Raw genomic sequence first — 18,718 nt, forward strand, 5'->3', positions numbered from 1 at the left:
CGCCTTGACCTGTCTCAAGGCGATCGCGTCCCGGATCGCGGATATTTCGAAAGGCGATTTCGTGCCGGAGGGACACATGCGCGCGATGGTTCTCGATCAACCGGGCAAGCTGTTGAGCCTGCAGGACATTCCCTGCCCGAAACCCTTGCCGGGCGAAGTCCTGATTCGGGTTGAGGCGTGCGGCGTTTGCCGAACCGATCTGCACATCGTTGACGGAGAGTTGACGGATCCCGCGCTTCCGCTGGTTCCGGGCCATGAAGTCATTGGGCGGGTCGAAGCCGTCGGGGCGGAGGTGGTGGGCCTTTCCCCCGGCCAGAGAGTCGGCGTGCCGTGGCTGGGTCATACCTGCGGCCATTGCCGCTATTGCGCCTCGGGGCGGGAAAACCTGTGCGACGCGCCCGACTTCACCGGCTACACGCGCAACGGCGGCTATGCCGAGCATTGCGTCGCGGACGCGCATTTCGTGTTCCCGCTGCCGGAACGGGCCGACCCGGTCGCGCTGGCCCCGCTGATGTGCGCGGGGCTGATCGGCTATCGCAGCCTCGCCCAGGCAGGAGAGGTTGAAACGCTCGGCATCTACGGCTTTGGCGCGGCGGCCCATATCCTGTGCCAGATTGCCGTGTGGAAGGGAATCGAGGTGCTGGCCTTCACCCGCGAGGGGGATACCGCAGCGCAGGACTTTGCCCGCAGTCTTGGCGCATCGTGGGCCGGCGGATCAGGCGAGCCTTCCCCCAAGCCGCTGGACGCGGCGATCATCTTTGCCCCGGTCGGCGCGCTGGTGCCGCTGGCGCTGAAGTCGGTGCGCAAGGGCGGGCGCGTGGTCTGCGGCGGCATCCACATGAGCGACATACCCTCTTTCCCCTATGCCGACCTTTGGGAAGAGCGCCAGATCCGTTCGGTCGCCAATCTGACCCGCGCGGATGGAGAGGGATTCTTTCCGCTGGCCGAGGCCGCTGGGGTCAGGACGCAAACCGTGCCCTATCCGCTGGAAAAGGCCAACGAGGCACTCGCGGACCTGCGCAGCGGCCGACTGCAAGGGGCGGCCGTTCTGGTCCCGTGAGCGGCGGGTGGACGGATTGAGCGCCCCGCTTGACCCGCCGGGGCAACGGGCGTAATGGCGGATCCGACTCCGCGATATTGATTAACTTGTCAATGGCTCGCGGCGATGCCCGTCATCCGCCGTTCTGCCAGGACGGGGACGCGTGCGCCCCGCACGCTGATCCCCGAAATCGTGCCCGCCATGCGCGAAGGATATGACACGAGCATGTTGCGGCAGGACATCGTGGCGGGGCTCACCGTTGCGGTGGTCGCCTTGCCACTTTCCATGGCCATCGCCATCGCATGCGGGGTTTCGCCGGATCGGGGGCTGGTGACGGCGGCAATCGGCGGCTTTCTGGTATCGGCCTTTGGCGGCAGCCGGTTTCAGATCGGTGGGCCGGCGGGGGCGTTCATTGTGCTCATCGCCGCCACCGTCATGCGTCATGGCCTGGAGGGCCTTGCGCTGGCAACCTTCCTGTCGGGGCTGATGCTGGCGTGTGTGGGCGTGTTGCGGCTGGGCGTCTTCGTCAAATACGTGCCCTAGCCGGTCACGCTGGGATTCACGGCCGGCATCGGCGCGATCATCCTGACCAGCCAACTGCGCCCTTTCCTGGGGCTTCATCTGGATGGGCCGGAACCCGGTCCCTTTCTTGAAAAACTGCCTGTGCTGACCGAGGCGCTGCCGACCTTTTCGCCGGCATCTGTCGCCATCGGGTTGTTGACCATCGCCGTCATCCAGATCCTGCACCGGACGCGGCCCAACTGGCCCGGCATGCTGATCGCCGTGGCGCTTGCGTCATTGGCCGTGCTGCCGCTTGAACACGAGATCGAAACGATCGGTTCGGTCTTTGGTGGCATTGGCGGCGGACTGCGCGCCCCGCGGCTGCCGGATTTCGACGCAGAGATGATCCGAGCCGTTCTGCCCGACGCCATCGCCTTTACCATTCTGGGCGCGATCGAGTCGCTTCTGTCCGCCGTCGTCGCCGAAAGCATGACCGGCCACAAACACCGCCCGAACGCCGAACTCGTGGGGCAGGGAATTGCCAATGTGGGTTCGGCGCTTTTTGGTGGGCTGCTGGTGACGGGAACCATTGCCCGCACCGCCACGAATGTGCGTGCAGGCGCCCGCAGCCCCGCCGCCGGCATGTTCCACGCGCTTGTCGTTCTCGCGGCGCTGATCCTTCTGGCGCCGCTTGCGGCGGCGATCCCGCTTGCAGCGCTGGCAGGCGTTTTGATTCATGTGTCTCTGCACATGATCGACGTCGCCGCGATGCGGAACCTGTGGCGCACGGCGCGGGCCGAACTTGCCATCCTCGGCGTGACCCTGGCGCTGACCGTGCTGCGCGATCTGACCGAGGCGATCATGGTGGGCACCGCGCTGGGGTCGCTTTACTTTCTGCGCCGGCTTGCGCGCATGAGCGGCATTACCGCGACGCCGGTTCCTCTGGCAGAGGCCGAACACCAGGAGCAAGAGGCAGGCACCCTGATCCTGACGCTCACGGGTGCCTGTTTCTTCGGTCTGGCCCCGATTCTGGAATCGGTCCTCGAGCGGATATCGGAGACGCCTCGGCATCTCGTCGTGGATCTCTCGGCCGTGCCCGTGATCGACCAGACCGGCGCCCGGTCCCTGGCGGCGTTCCTGAGACGAGAATGTCAGCGCGGAACCGAGAAGATCTGGATCACCCACGCCTCGCCCGCCGATCGCCGCGCGCTCAGATCGGCGGACCTGCCGGCCGGCACGCGCTTTGCCGCGAGCGTCGAAAGCGCCCTCGCCTGCCTGAACGCCGACGTGGCGCGGACCCAGCCAGATCGCGAAGCGACCTAGATTGCCGATTTGCGGCTTTCCTCCAGGTAGATCTCGCGCAGCCGCGTCGCCACCGGCCCGGGCGTGCCGTCGCCCAGCCGAACGCCATCTATTTCCACCACCGGGAATACGAAGGTCGAAGCCGACGTGATGAACGCCTCGTCCGCGGCTTTGGCCTCGTCGATGGTGAAGGGGCGTTCCTCGACCTCCATCTGCGCCTCGCGGGCAAAGCGCAGCACGGCGGCACGGGTGATCCCGTGAAGAATGTCGTGGCTCAGATCGCGGGTGATGATCCGCCCGTCCTTGACGATATAGGCGTTGTTCGATGTCCCTTCGGTCACGAACCCGTCCTCGACCATCCAGGCATCGTCGCAACCGGCCTTCTTGGCGGCCATCTTGCCCATCGAGGGATAGAGAAGCTGCACCGTCTTGATGTCACGGCGGCTCCAGCGCAGATCGGGGATCGAGATCACCTTGATCCCCCGTTTCGCCGCGGGGTTGTCGGCCAGTTCGGGCTTGTTCTGCGTGAACATCACCACGGTGGGCTTCACCTCGTCGGGGTCGGGAAAGACGAAATCCCGGTCGGCGGGCGCGCCCCGAGTAATCTGAAGATAGATCATCCCCTCTTCGATCCCGTTGCGGCGCACCAGTTCGCGGTGGATTTCCAGCAGCTCATCCCGGCTCAACGGGTTCTGCATCTCGAGCTCCGACAGCGACCGCGCCAGCCGCGCCGCGTGGCCGTCAAAGTCGATCAGCCTGCCGTCCAGCACGCTGGTCACCTCGTAGACCGCGTCGGCCATCAGAAAGCCGCGATCGAAGATCGATACCTTCGCCTGCGTCTCGGGCAGGTATTCGCCATTCACGTAAACGGTGCGCATGGGCCGGTCTCTCCTATCCCCAGAGCGCGGCATCGGGGGGATGCACGCCCTTTTCATCATATCTTAAAGCATGCTCGCGGTCTTCGGCCAGAAGCAGCGGCCCGTCAAGGTCAACAACCGCCGCACCCTGCGCCACCAGAACCGCCGGCGCCATTGCCAGCGACGACCCGACCATGCAGCCGACCATGATGGCGTAGCCCTCCGCCTGGGCCGCCGCGCGCAAGGCCAGCGCCTCGGTCAGACCGCCGGTCTTGTCCAGCTTGATGTTGATCAGGTCGTATTTGCCCCTGAGTGCCGGCAGGCTGGCGCGGTCATGACAGCTCTCGTCGGCGCAGACCGGCACCGGGCGCTCCATCCCCAAAAGCGCATCATCTTCCGCCGCCGGCAGAGGCTGTTCCACCAGCGCCACGCCCAGCCGCTTCAGATGCGGCGCCAGATCGGCGTAGATCTCGGCGCTCCAGCCCTCGTTGGCGTCCACGATGATCTTCGAAGTCGGCGCGCCGGCCCTCACCGCCTCGAGCCGCGGCATGTCGTCAGGCGTGCCCAGCTTGATCTTCAGCAGCGGCCGATGCGCATTCTTCTCGGCCTGCGCGCGCATTGCCTCTGGCGTGTCCAGCGACAAGGTATAGGCGGTGATCTCCGGCCCCGGCGCGGGCAACCCGGCCAATTCCCACACCCGGCGCCCGGCGCGCTTGGCCTCCATATCCCACAGAGCGCAATCGACCGCGTTGCGCGCCGCGCCTGCGGGCAATGCCTCTTGCAAAGCTGTCCGGTCGATTCCTTCCGGCAAGCCGGCAATCTGCGCCTCGACCGACTCCAGCGTCTCGCCATAGCGCGCATAGGGCACGCACTCGCCCCATCCTCTATGCGTCCCGTCGCGGACGTGAACCGTCAGAACCCGCGCTTCGGTCCTCGACCCGCGTGAGATGGTAAAGACCTGCGCCAGCCGGAACACGTCGCGGGTCACCTTGATCGTCAAGCCCCTGCCCCCTTCATCTTGCTCCAAATACTCCGGGGAGCGCGAGGGGCAGCGCCCCTCGCCCCCGCCATTGCCGCCCGCGAAACGGCTCAGGCCGGTTCCAAGAACTCCGCGGCCAGCGCATCCACCAGCTTGCCCGGTCCGAAACGGAACGGATCCGTTGCCGGCAAGCCCATCCGCGCCTCAAGTTCCGTGAGATAACGCTTTGCCGCGTCCTCGTCCATGTGCTGGGTGTTGACCGAAATGCCGATGACCCTGCAATCGGGATTGGCCACACGCGCCAGCCCCAGCGCCATGTCCCGCAGCGCCTCGAGCGTCGGCAGCTTGTAGCCGGGCAGTCCGCGCATGTGCTCCCGCGTCGGTTCGTGGCACAGGACCAGCGCATCCGGCTGTCCCCCATGAATCAGCGCCATCGTCACACCGGAATAGGAGACGTGGAACAGGCTGCCCTGTCCCTCGATGATGTCCCAGTGATCGTCGTCATTGTCGGGCGTCAGCCACTCGACCGACCCCGCCATGAAATCGGCCACGACCGCATCCAGCGGCACGCCGTCGCCGGTGATCAGGATACCGGTCTGACCAGTCGCCCGAAAAGTCGATTTCATCCCCCGTCGCCGCATTTCGGCGTCCATCGCCAGCGTGGTATACATCTTGCCAACCGAACAGTCGGTGCCCACCGCCAGCAGCCGCTTGCCCCGGCGCTTGACGCCGTTGGCGATCGGGTAATCCACCTCCGGCACCCGAACATCGTGCAGCGCCCGGCCGCACGCCTCGGCCACGGCCACCAGGTCCGGCTCGTCCCGCAGCAGGTTGTGCAGCCCCGAGGCCAGGTCGAACCCTTCTTCCAGCGCCGCCACCAGAACCTTTTTCCATTCCTTGCTGATGACGCCCCCGCGGTTGGCAACGCCGATCACCAGCGTTTTGGCGCCGGCGGCCTTGGCCTCGGCCAATTCCATGTCCTTCAGACCCAGATCCGCCCCGCAGCCCGCCATCCGGTACTGGCCCACGGCGTTTTCCGGACGCCAGTCCTTGATGCCCTGCGCGACCTTGGCGGCGAGCTGGTCGGGCGCGTCGCCCAGGAAAAGAAGATATGGCGTCTGGATCATGGTTCCGTCCTCGCGTCTGACTCTGGGACGAGTGTGTCCGATTTGACGGGGAAGGTTGTTCCAAACTGGCGCAAACTGGTGGGTCTGGCGCGAAATTTTTGCGGCAATTCCACTTTGCTTCGAATATTCTTCGATGAAAGCGCGTCTCGGTGGTGAAGGGCGCGTCCTGTCTGCCGGGAAACCTGGCGGCCGCCGCTTTCCGATTGCGCCCTTCGCCGCTCCGTGGCAGCCGTGTGGGCAGCAGCGAAAGGGGGGATGCCATGAAGATTGCGGAACAGGTAACATTCGGCGGATCCGGCCTGAATCGCGCGGCGCATCTTCGCGGCGACCCGGACCGGCAAGCCGACCTGCTGGCCCGAGCCGACGCGACCTTCCTGCCGATCTGGCGCGGCAAGCCGCTGGTCCGGGGTGAAAACCGGGATCAGCTGGCGCTGTTGCCGATGACCCATCCCCTGATCGTCGCGCCGCCGGGGGGCGAGCCGGACAGTCCGATCTTTCTGGGCCTGTCCGAAGCCGACGAACCGTATTTCGCCCGCGACATCTCGCACTGGCACCCCGAGGGGCAGGATACCGCGGCGCTGGGGCGACTCTTCGACCCGACCGAGCAGCACCATCCCGATCTGCCGCCCGATCACGTCTTTGCCGAGCTGCGCCGGCTGATGTCACGGCTTTCGCCACGCGATGCGGAGCTGGCGGTGATCGCCAGGGGGCTTGTCGAATGGCACCGCACCCACCGTTTCTGTGCCCGCTGCGGGCGGGAAAGCGCCCCGGTCATGGCGGGCTGGCAGCGGCTGTGCGACGGTTGCGGCGCGACTCATTTCCCGCGCACCGACCCGGTGGTGATCATGTTGATAACGCATGGCGATTCAGTGCTGATGGGCCGTTCACCCGGCTGGCCCGAGGGGATGTATTCGCTGCTGGCGGGTTTCATGGAGCCGGGCGAGACGCTCGAGGCCGCCGTGCGCCGCGAGGTCGCCGAGGAAACCGGCGTGGCGGTCGGCGAGGTGTCCTATCTCGCCAGCCAGCCCTGGCCCTTTCCGGCCTCGCTGATGATCGGCTGCCGGGGCACGGCGCTGTCGCGCGAGATCACCATCGATTCGGTCGAGATCGAGGACGCGATGTGGGTGACCCGGTCCGAGATGCTGTCGGCCTTTGCCGGGGAACATCCCGTCCTGAAGCCGGCGCGACGTGGCGCCATCGCGCAGTTTCTTTTGCGCAACTGGCTTGCGGACCGGCTGGATTAACGGGTAACCGGGAACCGGGGGCATGACCGGGCAGGAACGATGAAGTTTTCAAGCAAGGAAGACATCGAAGCGCCGATCGAAACCGTTTTCGCCGAGATTTCGGATTTCGAAGCCTTCGAACGGTCCGCGATCCGCCGGGGCGCCGAGGTGCGCCGGCGCAATGATCTGACCCCGCCGGCGACGGGGATGAGTTGGGACACCACGTTCCGGCTGCGCGGCAAGCCACGCGAGATGAAGCTGGTGCTGTCGCGGTTCGACGCGCCCACCGACGTTCAGCTGACCGCTACCGGCAAGAGCTTCGAGGGCACGCTTGACGTGGCGCTGATCGCGCTGTCGCCGCACCGCACGCGGCTGAGCATCTCGGTCGAGATCCGTCCAAGAACCCTGGCCGGGCGACTGTTCGTGCAGTCGCTGAAGCTGGCGAAAAAGGACATGAACCGGCGCTTCAAGCTGAAGGTTGCCGATTTCGCCCAGGGCATAGAGGACCGCTGCGCGAAGCTCGCCTGACCGGATCAGCCGCGTTCGCCGGCCGCCGGGTAGACGCCCAGGATTTCCATGCTTGCGGTGAAATAGCCCAGCTCGTCCAGCGCGAGCCGCACGTTCGGGTCGTTCGGGTGGCCTTCGATGTCGGCATAGAACTGGGTGGCGGTGAACGATCCGTCCAGCATGTAGCTTTCCAGCTTGGTCATGTTCACGCCGTTGGTGGCGAATCCGCCCAGCGCCTTGTAGAGCGCCGCTGGAATGTTGCGCACCTGAAAGACGAAGGTGGTCATCATCTTCTCGGCCCGGCGGGAATGGTCCGCCTGACGCGACATCAGCAGGAACCGGGTGGTGTTGTGCGCGTGGTCCTCGATATGGCGGGCCAGGATGTGCAGGCCGTTGATCTCGGCTGCAAGGTCCGAGGCCAGCGCCCCGGTCCTGCGGTCCCCGGACTTCGCGATCTCGGCCGCCGCGCCGGCGCTGTCGGCCGCCGCCTCGCCCCGGATGCCATAGCGTTTCAGGAACTCGGCCGCCTGCGGCAGCAGGACGAGATGGGCGCGGACGCGCTCGATTTCCTCGATCTCGACGCCGGGCAGCGCCATCAGGCTGATATGCACCCGCACGAAGGCCTCGTCCACGATGTGCAGACCGCTTTCGGGCAGCAGGCGGTGAATGTCCGCGACCCGGCCGTAGGTGGAGTTTTCCACCGGCAGCATCGCCATGTCGGCCTTGCCGGTCTGCACCGCGCGGATCGCGTCCTCGAAGGTGCGGCAGGGCAGGGGCTCCATGTCCGGGCGGGCCTTGATGCAGGCCTCGTGGCTGTAGGCGCCGGGCTCTCCCTGGAATGCGATGCGTCCGGTCATGTGGTTTTCCGTGCAACAGGTGCGAATTGGGCGTTTCGTCGCGCTGTCTATACCTTGCCTCGCGCGAGGGGAAGCCTTAGACACCCCGCAAACGGACAAATGGACTCGCGATCAATGTTTGACACGATGACTGTGACCAAGGCCGCCGGCGGTGTGCTGGGCGCCTTTCTGATCTTCCTGCTGGGCAAGTGGGCCGCCGAATTGATGTATCATGTCGATGGGCATGGCGAAGCCGCCTATGTCATCGAAGTCGAAAGCTCGGGCGGCGGCGAAGAGGCGGTGGAAGAGGTCAGCTTCGAGGATCTTCTGGCCCAGGCCGATGTGGAAAAGGGCAAGAAACTGTTCAAGAAATGCGTGGCCTGCCACAAGACCGAAGAGGGCGCGAACGCCACCGGCCCGTATCTTTACGGCGTGGTTGGCCGCCCGGTCGCCGGTGTCGCCGGCTTCAACTATTCCGACGCGATGAAGGCCCACGGGGGCGAATGGACTCCGGAAGAGCTGTTTGCCTTCCTGGAAAGCCCCAAGAACTACATTCCCGGCAACAAGATGACGTTCAAGGGCCTCTCCAAGCCCGAGGATCGCGCCAACATCATCGCCTATCTGGACAGCCTGGACGACTGATCCGGGATCCGGGGACAGTGAAGGGGCCATCGCATCGGCGATGGCCTTTTTCGTTGGCCGCGGCTTCGCGGACCTGACAGGATTGTAATCCTTTCCCGCCTTGAACATCCCCCCTGCGCGCCATTAGCTTGCAGACACAACGACAATGGCCCGCAGGGCCAGGGCAGCGGAGGATGACGCGATGACTTCAGGCAAGGCACCGGGGCCGGTTGGGTCATTTTCGCGGCGCGGCGTGCTGGCGGGTCTGTCGGCCCTGGCCGTAGCGGGCCCGGCGTCGCGCGTCCTGGCCGCGGGCGCTGCGGGCACGGAGGCGGGCGACGGCGCGCAGATGGTGCGGTCGCATGGCTATTCCTTCTATGGCGACCTGACCTATGGCCCGGACTTTTCGCATTTCTCCTACGTCAACCCGGACGCGCCCAAGGGCGGCGAGATCTCGATCGCGGCGCTGGGCACGTTCGATTCGATGAACCCCTATTCGCGCAAGGGCCGGCGCGGGCAGCTGAGCTGGATCATGTATGAAAGCCTGCTGGGCGACGGCCCTGCCGATACATATGGCGAACAATATTGCCTGCTGGCCGAAAGCGTGGAATATCCCGTCACCAAGGACTGGGTGATCTTTCACATGCGCCCCGAGGCCCGGTTTTCCGACGGCACGCCGGTCACGGCCCATGACGTGCTGTTTTCCCACAACCTGCTGCTGGAGCAGGGGCTGCCGTCCTATGCGGTGGCGGTGAAGCGGCGGATCCCTCATGCCGAAGCGCTGGATGATTATACGATCCGCTTCGACTTTACCCCCGGCATTTCCCGGCGCAGCCTTATTGATCAGGTGGGCAGCGTGCCAGTCTGGTCGCGCAAGTGGTTCGAGGAAACCGGCGCGCGACTGGACGAAAGCCGGCTGGACACCCCGCCGGGTTCCGGCCCCTACATGGTCGATACCGTCGAGGTGAACCGCAAGATCGTCTATCGCCGCAACCCCGACTACTGGGGCCGGGATCTGCCGATCAATCGCGGGCGGCACAATTTCGATGCGATCCGGGTGGAATATTTCGGCGACGACACCGCAGCGTTCGAGGCGTTCAAGGCCGGCGTCTATACCTTTCGCGTCGAGGGCGATTCCAAGAAATGGGCCACGGGCTACGACTTTCCCAAGGTGCGCGACGGGTCGGTCGTCAAGACCGAACTCCCCGACGGCACCCCGCCCACGCCGACCGGGTTCGTCTTCAACCTGGGCCGGGAGGTCTTGCAGGACAAGCGCGTGCGCGAGGCGATCGCGCTGGCCTACAATTTCGAATGGACCAATGAATCGCTGCAATACGGGTTGTTCAAGCAGCGCGCCTCGTTCACGCAGGACACGCCGTTGATGGCGACCGGCGTGCCCGAAGGGGCCGAACTGGAGTTTCTGAAATCGCTGGGCGATCTGGTGCCGCCCGAGATGCTGACCGAACCGGCGCGGATGCCGCATACTTCCAGCCCCAAGCGCGTCACCGACCGGCGCAACCTGCGCCGCGCCATGAAGCTGTTGGACGAGGCCGGATGGCCCGTGGGGCCGGACGGCAAGCGGCGCAACGCGGCGGGCCAGCCGCTGACGATCACCTTCCTGTTCAACTCGGCCTCGGACGGGACGCTGGGCGCGGTGGTCGAGGGCTTCATGTCGAACCTGCGCAGGATGGGTATCGACGCCCGGCTGGAAAAGGTGGACGCGGCGCAATACACCCTGCGTGAACGCGACCGGGACTATGACCTGATCTTTGATGCCTACGCGCCGTTTCTGGGCACCGGCACGGGCCTGTTGCAGCGCTACGGGTCGTCCGAGGCCGAATTTTCACTGTTCAACCCGGCCGGTCTGGCAAGCCCGCTGGTGGATGCGATCATCAATGCCTCGCTTATGGCGAAAAGCCGCGAGGAAGAGGTGACCATGCTGCGCGCGCTGGACCGGGCGCTGCGGTATGAATTCTTCATGATCCCGGTCTGGTACAAGGCGAATTACTGGGTTGCCTATTACGACCAGTATGAACATCCCGACCCGCTGCCGCCCTATGATCTGGGGTTTCTCGATTTCTGGTGGTTCAATGCCGAGAAACACGCGGCACTGATTGCCCGCGGCGCGCTGAGGTAGGCCGGGCATGGGCGCCTATATCCTTCGCCGGCTGTTGCTGGTGATCCCGACGCTTCTGGGGATCATGGTGATCAACTTCGTCCTGGTGCAGTTCGTGCCGGGCGGTCCGGTGGAACAGGCGATCGCGCGGGCGCAGGGCGGCGGTGACGTGTTCGGCGGCTTTGCCGGAACGCAGATGGATGCGGGGCTGAACACCGGGCTCGACGAAGGCGGCGTCGCCACCGGCGGCGGGTCCGAGAAATATATCGGCGCGCGCGGCCTGCCGCCCGAGTTCATTGCCGAGCTGGAAAGGGAATACGGGTTCGACAAGCCGCCCTTGCAGCGGTTCCTGAACATGATGTGGAACTACATGCGGCTCGATTTCGGCGAGAGCTATTTCCGCTCGATCAGCGTGACGGACCTGGTGCTGGAGAAGATGCCGGTGTCGATCAGTCTTGGCCTGTGGTCCACGCTGATCGCCTATCTGGTGTCGATCCCGATGGGCATCCGCAAGGCGGTGCGGGACGGGTCGCGGTTCGACACTTGGACCAGCGCGCTCATCATCGTGGCTTATGCGATTCCCGGTTTCCTGTTCGCGATCCTTCTGCTGGTGCTGCTGGCCGGCGGGTCCTACTGGCAGATCTTTCCGCTGCGCGGGCTGACATCGGACAACTGGGAAAGCCTCAGCCTGTGGGGCAAGATCGCGGACTATTTCTGGCACATCACGCTGCCGGTGATCGCCTCGACGATCTCGGCCTTTGCCACGCTGACGCTGCTGACCAAGAACAGCTTTCTGGACGAGATCAAGAAACAGTATGTCATGACCGCCCGCGCCAAGGGCCTGTCGGAACGGCGCGTGCTTTATGGCCATGTGTTCCGCAACGCGATGCTGATCGTGATCGCAGGCTTTCCGGCCGTGTTCATCGGCGTGTTCTTCGGCCAGTCGCTGATCATCGAAACCATTTTCTCGCTCGATGGGCTGGGCCGGCTGGGGTTCGAGGCCGCGGTGGCGCGCGACTATCCGGTGATCTTCGGCACTCTCTTCATCTTCGGCCTTCTGGGCCTGGTCGTGGGGATCCTCAGCGACCTGATGTATGTCTTTGTCGATCCCCGCATCGATTTTGAGCGGCGGGAGGGCTGAATGGCGCTGTCCCCGCTCAACCAGCGCCGCTGGCGCAACTTCAGGCGCAACCGCCGCGCCTTCTGGTCGCTCATCATCTTTTCGATCCTGTTCGGGGTGACGCTGTTTGCCGAGTTTCTCGCCAATGACAAGCCGATCCTCGTGCAGTATCGGGGCGACTATTACATGCCCGTGTTCCGGTTCTACCCCGAAACCGCCTTTGGCGGGGATTTCGAAACCGAAGCCGCCTATACCGACCCCGAGGTGCAGTGCCTGATCGTGACCGGCGGGCTGGATCTCTGCTTTGACGACCCCGAAGGCGTGATGGACGACGCCGCGGATGGGGTAGTGGAGGGTGAGCCGATCGAAAAGGGCTGGGCGCTTTGGCCGCCGATCCCCTATTCCTATGACACCATCGTCGAACGCCCCGGCGCCGCGCCGCTGCCGCCCAACCGCCAGAACTGGCTGGGCACCGACGACACCAAGCGCGACGTGCTGGCCCGCGTCATCTACGGCTTTCGCCTGTCGGTGCTGTTCACCCTGATCGTGACCACCATCGCCTCGCTCATCGGAATCGCCGCGGGGGCGGTGCAGGGCTTCTTCGGCGGGCGCATCGACCTGATCTTTCAGCGCATCATCGAGATCTGGTCGGCCACGCCGTCGCTCTATGTCATCATCATCATGTTCGCGATCTTCCAGCGGTCGTTCTGGATGCTGGTGATCATCGCCGTGCTGTTCGGCTGGACCGCGCTCGTGGGCGTGGTGCGGGCCGAGTTCCTGCGCGCCCGCAACCTGGAATATGTCCGCGCCGCCCGCGCGCTGGGGGTCGGCAACCTGACCATCATGTTCCGCCACATGCTGCCCAACGCGATGGTGGCGACGCTGACCATGCTGCCCTTCATCGTCACCGGGACGATCGGCATGCTGGCCAGCCTCGATTTCCTCGGCTTCGGCCTGCCGTCGTCGGCCCCGTCGCTGGGCGAACTCACGCTCCAGGCGAAACAGAACCTTCAGGCGCCGTGGCTGGCCTTCACCGCCTTCTTCACCTTCGCGATCATGCTGTCGCTGCTGGTATTCATCTTCGAAGGCGTGCGCGATGCCTTCGACCCGCGAAAGACGTTCCAATGACCGCGCTGCTGCAAGTCGAGAACCTGCGAGTCTCCTTCCGGCAGGACGGCCGGATCATGCCCGCGGTGCGCGGCGTGTCCTTCACCGTGGACCGGGGCGAAACCGTCGCGCTGGTGGGCGAATCAGGATCGGGCAAGTCGGTCACGGCCCTGTCCACCGTGTCGCTTCTGGGCGACAGCGCGATCGTCGAGGGGTCGGTGACCTACGACGGCCGGCAGATGATCGGCGCGGACGAGAAGCTGCTGCGCGACGTGCGCGGCAATGACATCAGCTTCGTGTTCCAGGAGCCGATGACCTCGCTCAACCCGCTGCACACGATCGAGAAACAGCTGGCCGAGAGCCTCGCCATCCACCAGGGCCTGACCGGAGAGGCCGCCCGGGCCCGTATCGTCGAACTTCTCACCCGCGTCGGCATCCGCGACCCCGAAACCAGGCTGGGCGCCTATCCGCACCAGCTGTCGGGCGGGCAGCGCCAGCGGGTGATGATCGCGATGGCGCTGGCCAACAAGCCCGACATCCTGATCGCCGACGAACCGACCACCGCGCTGGACGTGACGATCCAGGCACAGATCCTCGAACTGCTCTCGGAACTCAAGCGGGACGAGGGGATGGGGCTTCTGTTCATCACCCATGACCTCGGCATCGTGCGCCGCATCGCCGACCGGGTCTGCGTGATGAAGGACGGCGAAATCGTCGAGACCGGCCCCGCCGCCGAGATATTCGCCAATCCGCAACACCCCTATACGCAAAAGCTTTTGGCTGCCGAACCCAGGGGCGCGCCGGACCCCGTGCCCGAGGGCGCCCGCGAAATCGTCCGCGCCGAACACCTGAAGGTCTGGTTTCCGATCCAGCGGGGGCTTCTCAAACGCACCGTGGGCCATGTGAAGGCGGTCAACGACGCGACGCTCTCGGTGCGCGAGGGCGAAACCCTCGGCATCGTCGGCGAAAGCGGCTCGGGCAAGACCACGCTGGCGCTGGCGATCATGCGCCTGATCGGGTCCGAGGGCGCGATTACCTTTCGGGGTCAGGACATCCGCAAGTGGTCGACGCGTGAACTGCGCCGGCTTCGCAAGGACATGCAGATCGTGTTCCAGGATCCTTTCGGCTCACTCAGCCCCCGCATGACCTGCGCCCAGATCATCGCCGAGGGGCTGAAGATCCACAAGGTCGACCCCCATCGCGACCACCGCGACCTCGTGGCCGAGGTGATGCAGGAAACCGGGCTCGACCCGGCGGCGATGGACCGCTACCCGCACGAATTTTCCGGTGGCCAGCGTCAGCGCATCGCGATCGCCCGCGCCATGGTTCTGCGTCCGCGCCTGGTGGTGCTGGACGAGCCGACATCGGCGCTCGACATGACGGTCCAGGTGCAGATCGTGGACCTTCTGCGCGACCTGCAACGGCGTCACCGACTGGCTTACCTCTTCATCAGCCATGACATGAAAGTGGTGCGGGCGATGTCCCACAAGGTCATGGTCATGCGCAACGGTGATGTGATCGAGACCGGCCCCGCCCGCGACGTGTTCGAGACCCCGAAATCGGACTACACCCGCACACTGGTCGAGGTCACCGCCTAGACACCGCGGGGCACCGGCCGGGGGCGCCTCGTCTCGTCCCTTCATCTTGCCTGAAAATACTCCGGGGGTGCGGGGGCAGCGCCCCCGCATCGGTCGGATCGCGCCAGCGATCCGAAACCGCTCAGCCTCGGATCACCTTGGCGAACTGCGAAAAGATCGGCTCGTTGGCACAGATCACCTCGCCATCGGCCAGGATGTCGCCCTCGGGATCCAGCGGCTCGATCAGCCCCCCCGCCTCGCGCAGGATGACTATGCCGGCGGCCAGATCCCAGGCGTTCAGGCGGCGTTCCCAGAACCCGTCATAGCGACCGGCGGCCACATAGGCCATGTCCAGAGCCGCCGCCCCCCAGCGCCGCACGCCTGCACAGACCGGCAGCAGTCGCGCCAGATCCTGCAGCGTGTCGGGCAGGTCGGCACGTCCACCATAGGGCAGGCCGGTGGCAAAGATCGATTCGATCATCCGCCCGCGCGCCGATACCCGCAGGCGGGTCTGGTTCATCCAGGCGCCCTCGCCCTTTTCGGCATAGAACATCTCGTCTTTCGCCGGGTCATAGATCACCCCGGCGACGATCTGCCCCTTGTGCTCCAGCGCGATCGAGATCGCCCAGTGCGGAAGCCCGTGCAAGAAATTCGTCGTCCCGTCCAGCGGATCGACGATCCAGCGCCGGGTCGGATCCTTGCCGGCAATCTCGCCACCCTCTTCGGCCAGCCAGCCATAGCTGGGCCGCGCCTCCAGCAGCTCCTCCTTCAGGATCGCCTCGGCGGCCAGATCGGCCCGGGACACGAAATCGCCCGCGCCCTTCATGCTGGCCTGCAGGTTCTCAACCTCGCGGAAGTCCTTGACCAGCGACCGGCCGGCCTTGCGGGCGGCCTTGATCATGATGTTGAGGTTTGCGCTGCCAACCATCTGTCCGGGCTCCTGTTCGGGATCAGTTGGCGCGTATACGCGCGCCGGTTGCCTTTGCCAAGAGGCAGACGCGCCGCAACGTTCCGGCTCGCGCCACTTGCCATCCAGCGCTCCGGCTCCCACCCTCACCACGGATACAGACAGAGGAGATGGCCCGATGACCGACCAGATGCAGCGCATCGTTCTTGCCAGCCGCCCCGAGGCGCACGCGACGCTGGACAATTTCCGCCTGGAAACCGCGCCCGTCCCGACCCCCGGCGAAGGCGAGGTGCTCGTGCGCGTCCACTACATGTCGCTCGACCCCTACATGCGCGGCCGGATGAGCGACGCGAAATCCTACGCCGCCCCGGTGCCGGTCGGCGGCACGATGGAGGCCGGCGGCGTGGGGGAGGTGATCGCCTCGAACCATCCCGGATACAAACCCGGCGATTTCGCCTTCGGCATGTTCGGCTGGGCTACCCACGGCTGCCTGCCCGGAGACCAGCTGCGCAAGGTGGATCCGACCCTTGCGCCGATCTCCACGGCGCTGGGCGTTCTGGGAATGCCCGGCTTCACCGGCTGGGTGGGGTTCAACGAATTCGGCCGGCCCAAGGCGGGCGAGACGCTGGTCGTGGCCGCCGCGACCGGGCCGGTGGGGTCGATGGTAGGGCAGCTGGCCAAGCTCGCGGGCCTGCGCGCGGTCGGCATCGCCGGCGGGGCGGAGAAGTGCAAACTGGCCACCGAGACCTTCGGCTTTGACGCCTGCATCGACCACCGCGCGTTCGATTCCGCTGCGGACCTGCGACGCGCGATCGCGTCGGAATGCCCCGACGGCGTGGACATCTATTTCGAAAACGTGGGCGGCAAGGTGCTCGAGGCCGTTCTGCCGCTGATGAACAATTTCGGCAGGATCCCGGTCTGCGGCATGATCAGCTGGTATGAACCCAAGGAGGGCGAAGGCGAAGGGCTCACTGCGCCGATGCTGTGGCGCACGATCCTGGTGAAGTTCCTGTCCGTCAACGGCTTCATCATCTTCAACCACTACGACCGGTTCGGCGAATTCCTCAGGGAAGTCGGCCCCAAGGTCGCCAGCGGCGAGATCCGCTATCTCGAGGACGTCGCCGAGGGACTCGAGAATGCCCCCGCCGCCTTCCTGTCGATGCTGAAGGGCGGCAACAAGGGCAAGCAGATCGTCAAGCTGATCTGACCTGCGGCCCAACGCAGGCGCGCGCGCCCCGTGCCCGGCGCGGGGCGCGTTTCCTATAGGAAACGTCGCAATCGACCGTCTCCCGGGTGGCGTCCTGTCCTAATCAGGAACCCATCACCGGCCGCAAACGGCCGGCCGATCAGGAGACGCGCGATGTTTCTTTCCGTTTTCGACATGTTCAAGGTGGGCGTCGGTCCGTCTTCGTCGCACACGATGGGGCCGATGGTGGCCGCGGCGCGGTTTCTCGACCTGATGCGCGCCTCGCCCTTCGAATTCCACGGCCTGCGGGGCAGCCTGCACGGGTCGCTCGCCTTTACCGGGGTCGGGCACGCAACCGACCGGGCCACGATCCTTGGGCTCGCCGGTTTCACTCCTGACACGTATGACGCCGAGGCGGCCGAGGCCGCGCTGGCCGAGATCCGCGCCACCGGGCGGGTCAGCCCGGACGGGCTGGGCACGCTCGGTTTCGCCCCTGCCGAGGATCTGGTCTTCGACTATGACCGTCCCTTGCCGGGGCACGCCAACGGCATGATCCTGATGGCCACCGATGCGCAGGGCGACGTGATCCTGCAGGAAACCTACTATTCCATCGGCGGCGGTTTCGTGGTGACGGAAAAGGAACTGGCCGAGGGCCGGGACCGCAACGAAGGCCCGCCGGTTCCCTTTCCGTTCGAAACCGCCGAACAGATGCTGCGCATGGCACGCGAGAGCGGCAAGTCCATCGCCCAGATGAAGCGCGAGAACGAGATCGCCCGCGGCGGCTGCGCCAAGGCCTTTGCCACGGGCACCGCGCGGATCTGGGAGGTGATGAACGCCTGCATCGAGCGCGGTCTGGCGGCCGATGGAGTCCTGCCCGGCGGGCTGAAGGTCAAACGCCGCGCCGGTGCGATCCATCGCGCGCTTCACGCCGAACGCGGCATGAACCTGAACGCGCCGCACACGGTGAACGACTGGATCAGCGTGTATGCCATGGCGGTGAACGAGGAAAACGCCGCGGGGGGACAGGTGGTCACGGCCCCGACCAACGGCGCCGCGGGCGTGCTGCCGGCGGTGCTGCGCTATTACCTCGACCACGTTCCGGGCGCGTCGGACTCCCATGTCGAGGACTTCCTGCTGACCGCTGCGGCGATCGGCGGGCTGATCAAATACAATGCCTCGATCAGCGGGGCCGAGGCCGGCTGTCAGGCCGAGGTCGGCAGCGCCAGCGCGATGGCGGCGGCGGGCCTTTGCGCGGTGATGGGCGGCACGCCCGAGCAGGTGGAAAACGCCGCCGAGATCGCGCTCGAACATCACCTTGGCATGACCTGCGATCCGGTAAAGGGGTTGGTGCAGGTGCCCTGCATCGAACGCAACGCGCTGGGCGCGGTCAAGGCGGTCAGCGCCGCCAGCCTTGCCCTGCGCGGCACCGGCGATCATTTCGTGCCGCTCGATGCCTGCATCGAAACGATGCGTCAGACGGGCCACGACATGCACGAGAAATACAAGGAAACCTCGCTGGGCGGGCTGGCGGTGAACGTGCCGAACTGCTGAGGCTACACGGCAAGAGCGCGGCAGGGCGCCGGGTCGCTCGCACGTCTGGAACGAGACGGTGAGCGGCAACTCGCCTATCGCGGCCAAAACTTTTTCGCCGAGCCTCGATTTTGACGCAACCCAAGCTTGCAATGAATCGAAGTGGCCTCTACCGTGGGCCCC

The 18,718-nt window shown here is 65.6% G+C and carries 16 protein-coding genes and 1 pseudogene; 12 read left to right on the forward strand and 5 right to left on the reverse strand.

Annotation, left to right across the window (positions count from 1 at the left end; genetic code table 11):
* Window positions 1–76 precede the first annotated feature (76 nt).
* From C4S70_RS08190 to C4S70_RS19060, 3 genes and pseudogenes are all read left to right on the forward strand, one after another.
* Entirely contained in the window at window positions 77–1,060 is a 984-nt protein-coding gene (locus tag C4S70_RS08190) for a zinc-dependent alcohol dehydrogenase family protein (protein WP_104007698.1), read from the forward strand.
* Window positions 1,061–1,264: 204 nt separating this feature from the next.
* Window positions 1,265–2,347: pseudogene (locus tag C4S70_RS19055) on the forward strand (SulP family inorganic anion transporter); the annotation flags it as partial.
* Window positions 2,348–2,452: 105 nt separating this feature from the next.
* A complete protein-coding gene (locus C4S70_RS19060) occupies window positions 2,453–2,863 on the forward strand; it encodes an STAS domain-containing protein (protein WP_235003762.1) in 411 nt (136 codons plus the stop codon).
* Here C4S70_RS19060 and C4S70_RS08200 read toward each other — a convergent pair.
* From C4S70_RS08200 to dgcN, 3 genes are all read right to left on the reverse strand, one after another.
* Entirely contained in the window at window positions 2,860–3,720 is an 861-nt protein-coding gene (locus tag C4S70_RS08200) for a D-amino-acid transaminase (protein ID WP_104007625.1), read from the reverse strand. The two genes, C4S70_RS19060 and C4S70_RS08200, sit on opposite strands and share 4 nt — an antisense overlap.
* A 13-nt stretch (window positions 3,721–3,733) precedes the next feature.
* On the reverse strand, window positions 3,734–4,699 hold the full coding sequence (dgcA, locus tag C4S70_RS08205) for an N-acetyl-D-Glu racemase DgcA (RefSeq protein ID WP_104007626.1): 966 nt from the start codon (window positions 4,697–4,699) through the stop codon (window positions 3,734–3,736).
* A gap of 89 nt (window positions 4,700–4,788) precedes the next feature.
* A complete protein-coding gene (dgcN, locus tag C4S70_RS08210; RefSeq protein ID WP_104007627.1) occupies window positions 4,789–5,805 on the reverse strand; it encodes an N-acetyltransferase DgcN in 1,017 nt (338 codons plus the stop codon).
* 260 nt (window positions 5,806–6,065) lie between these two features.
* Here dgcN and nudC point away from each other — a divergent pair, with 260 nt between their 5' ends.
* Both nudC and C4S70_RS08220 read left to right on the forward strand, forming a co-directional pair.
* A complete protein-coding gene (gene nudC, locus C4S70_RS08215; protein WP_104007699.1) occupies window positions 6,066–7,049 on the forward strand; it encodes an NAD(+) diphosphatase in 984 nt (327 codons plus the stop codon).
* A 39-nt stretch (window positions 7,050–7,088) separates the two neighbouring features.
* Window positions 7,089–7,556, forward strand: coding sequence for an SRPBCC family protein (locus C4S70_RS08220; protein ID WP_104007628.1), 468 nt, complete (start codon window positions 7,089–7,091; stop codon window positions 7,554–7,556).
* Window positions 7,557–7,561: 5 nt separating this feature from the next.
* Here C4S70_RS08220 and C4S70_RS08225 read toward each other — a convergent pair whose 3' ends face one another.
* Entirely contained in the window at window positions 7,562–8,392 is an 831-nt protein-coding gene (locus C4S70_RS08225) for a prephenate dehydratase (protein ID WP_104007629.1), read from the reverse strand.
* A gap of 114 nt (window positions 8,393–8,506) precedes the next feature.
* Here C4S70_RS08225 and C4S70_RS08230 point away from each other — a divergent pair, with 114 nt between their 5' ends.
* From C4S70_RS08230 to C4S70_RS08250, 5 genes are all read left to right on the forward strand, one after another.
* The gene (locus tag C4S70_RS08230) at window positions 8,507–9,013 is read left to right on the forward strand and encodes a c-type cytochrome (protein ID WP_104007630.1); all 507 of its coding nucleotides are present in this window, start codon (window positions 8,507–8,509) and stop codon (window positions 9,011–9,013) included.
* A gap of 328 nt (window positions 9,014–9,341) precedes the next feature.
* Window positions 9,342–11,129 (forward strand): extracellular solute-binding protein, encoded by a 1,788-nt coding sequence (locus tag C4S70_RS08235; protein WP_235003763.1) that lies wholly within the window; start codon window positions 9,342–9,344, stop codon window positions 11,127–11,129.
* A gap of 7 nt (window positions 11,130–11,136) precedes the next feature.
* Window positions 11,137–12,249, forward strand: a complete 1,113-nt coding sequence (locus tag C4S70_RS08240; protein WP_104007632.1) for a microcin C ABC transporter permease YejB — start codon at window positions 11,137–11,139, stop codon at window positions 12,247–12,249.
* Entirely contained in the window at window positions 12,250–13,356 is a 1,107-nt protein-coding gene (locus C4S70_RS08245; RefSeq protein ID WP_104007633.1) for an ABC transporter permease, read from the forward strand.
* Window positions 13,353–14,933, forward strand: coding sequence for an ABC transporter ATP-binding protein (locus C4S70_RS08250; RefSeq protein WP_104007634.1), 1,581 nt, complete (start codon window positions 13,353–13,355; stop codon window positions 14,931–14,933). Before C4S70_RS08245 ends, C4S70_RS08250 begins: the two co-directional genes overlap by 4 nt.
* 121 nt (window positions 14,934–15,054) lie before the next feature.
* On the opposite strand, the gene C4S70_RS08255 is transcribed toward C4S70_RS08250, so the two are convergent.
* A complete protein-coding gene (locus C4S70_RS08255; protein WP_104007635.1) occupies window positions 15,055–15,840 on the reverse strand; it encodes an inositol monophosphatase family protein in 786 nt (261 codons plus the stop codon).
* A 157-nt stretch (window positions 15,841–15,997) separates the two neighbouring features.
* Between C4S70_RS08255 and C4S70_RS08260 the strand changes: the two genes are divergently transcribed.
* A complete protein-coding gene (locus C4S70_RS08260) occupies window positions 15,998–17,026 on the forward strand; it encodes an NADP-dependent oxidoreductase (protein WP_104007636.1) in 1,029 nt (342 codons plus the stop codon).
* A gap of 153 nt (window positions 17,027–17,179) precedes the next feature.
* Window positions 17,180–18,556, forward strand: a complete 1,377-nt coding sequence (locus tag C4S70_RS08265) for an L-serine ammonia-lyase (protein WP_104007637.1) — start codon at window positions 17,180–17,182, stop codon at window positions 18,554–18,556.
* Window positions 18,557–18,718 lie beyond the last annotated feature (162 nt).

Source organism: Jhaorihella thermophila (assembly GCF_900108275.1).
GTDB lineage: Bacteria > Pseudomonadota > Alphaproteobacteria > Rhodobacterales > Rhodobacteraceae > Jhaorihella > Jhaorihella thermophila.

Bases quoted from the DNA above. Each gene is read 5' to 3' on its own strand.
- C4S70_RS08190 (WP_104007698.1), top strand. From the start codon at position 77: ATGCGCGCGATGGTTCTCGATCAACCGGGCAAGCTGTTGAGCCTGCAG.
- C4S70_RS19060 (WP_235003762.1), top strand. From the start codon at position 2,453: ATGAGCGGCATTACCGCGACGCCGGTTCCTCTGGCAGAGGCCGAACAC.
- C4S70_RS08200 (WP_104007625.1), bottom strand. From the start codon at position 3,720: ATGCGCACCGTTTACGTGAATGGCGAATACCTGCCCGAGACGCAGGCG.
- dgcN (WP_104007627.1), bottom strand. From the start codon at position 5,805: ATGATCCAGACGCCATATCTTCTTTTCCTGGGCGACGCGCCCGACCAG.
- nudC (WP_104007699.1), top strand. From the start codon at position 6,066: ATGAAGATTGCGGAACAGGTAACATTCGGCGGATCCGGCCTGAATCGC.
- C4S70_RS08220 (WP_104007628.1), top strand. From the start codon at position 7,089: ATGAAGTTTTCAAGCAAGGAAGACATCGAAGCGCCGATCGAAACCGTT.
- C4S70_RS08225 (WP_104007629.1), bottom strand. From the start codon at position 8,392: ATGACCGGACGCATCGCATTCCAGGGAGAGCCCGGCGCCTACAGCCAC.
- C4S70_RS08230 (WP_104007630.1), top strand. From the start codon at position 8,507: ATGTTTGACACGATGACTGTGACCAAGGCCGCCGGCGGTGTGCTGGGC.
- C4S70_RS08235 (WP_235003763.1), top strand. From the start codon at position 9,342: ATGGTGCGGTCGCATGGCTATTCCTTCTATGGCGACCTGACCTATGGC.
- C4S70_RS08240 (WP_104007632.1), top strand. From the start codon at position 11,137: ATGGGCGCCTATATCCTTCGCCGGCTGTTGCTGGTGATCCCGACGCTT.
- C4S70_RS08245 (WP_104007633.1), top strand. From the start codon at position 12,250: ATGGCGCTGTCCCCGCTCAACCAGCGCCGCTGGCGCAACTTCAGGCGC.
- C4S70_RS08250 (WP_104007634.1), top strand. From the start codon at position 13,353: ATGACCGCGCTGCTGCAAGTCGAGAACCTGCGAGTCTCCTTCCGGCAG.
- C4S70_RS08255 (WP_104007635.1), bottom strand. From the start codon at position 15,840: ATGGTTGGCAGCGCAAACCTCAACATCATGATCAAGGCCGCCCGCAAG.
- C4S70_RS08260 (WP_104007636.1), top strand. From the start codon at position 15,998: ATGACCGACCAGATGCAGCGCATCGTTCTTGCCAGCCGCCCCGAGGCG.
- C4S70_RS08265 (WP_104007637.1), top strand. From the start codon at position 17,180: ATGTTTCTTTCCGTTTTCGACATGTTCAAGGTGGGCGTCGGTCCGTCT.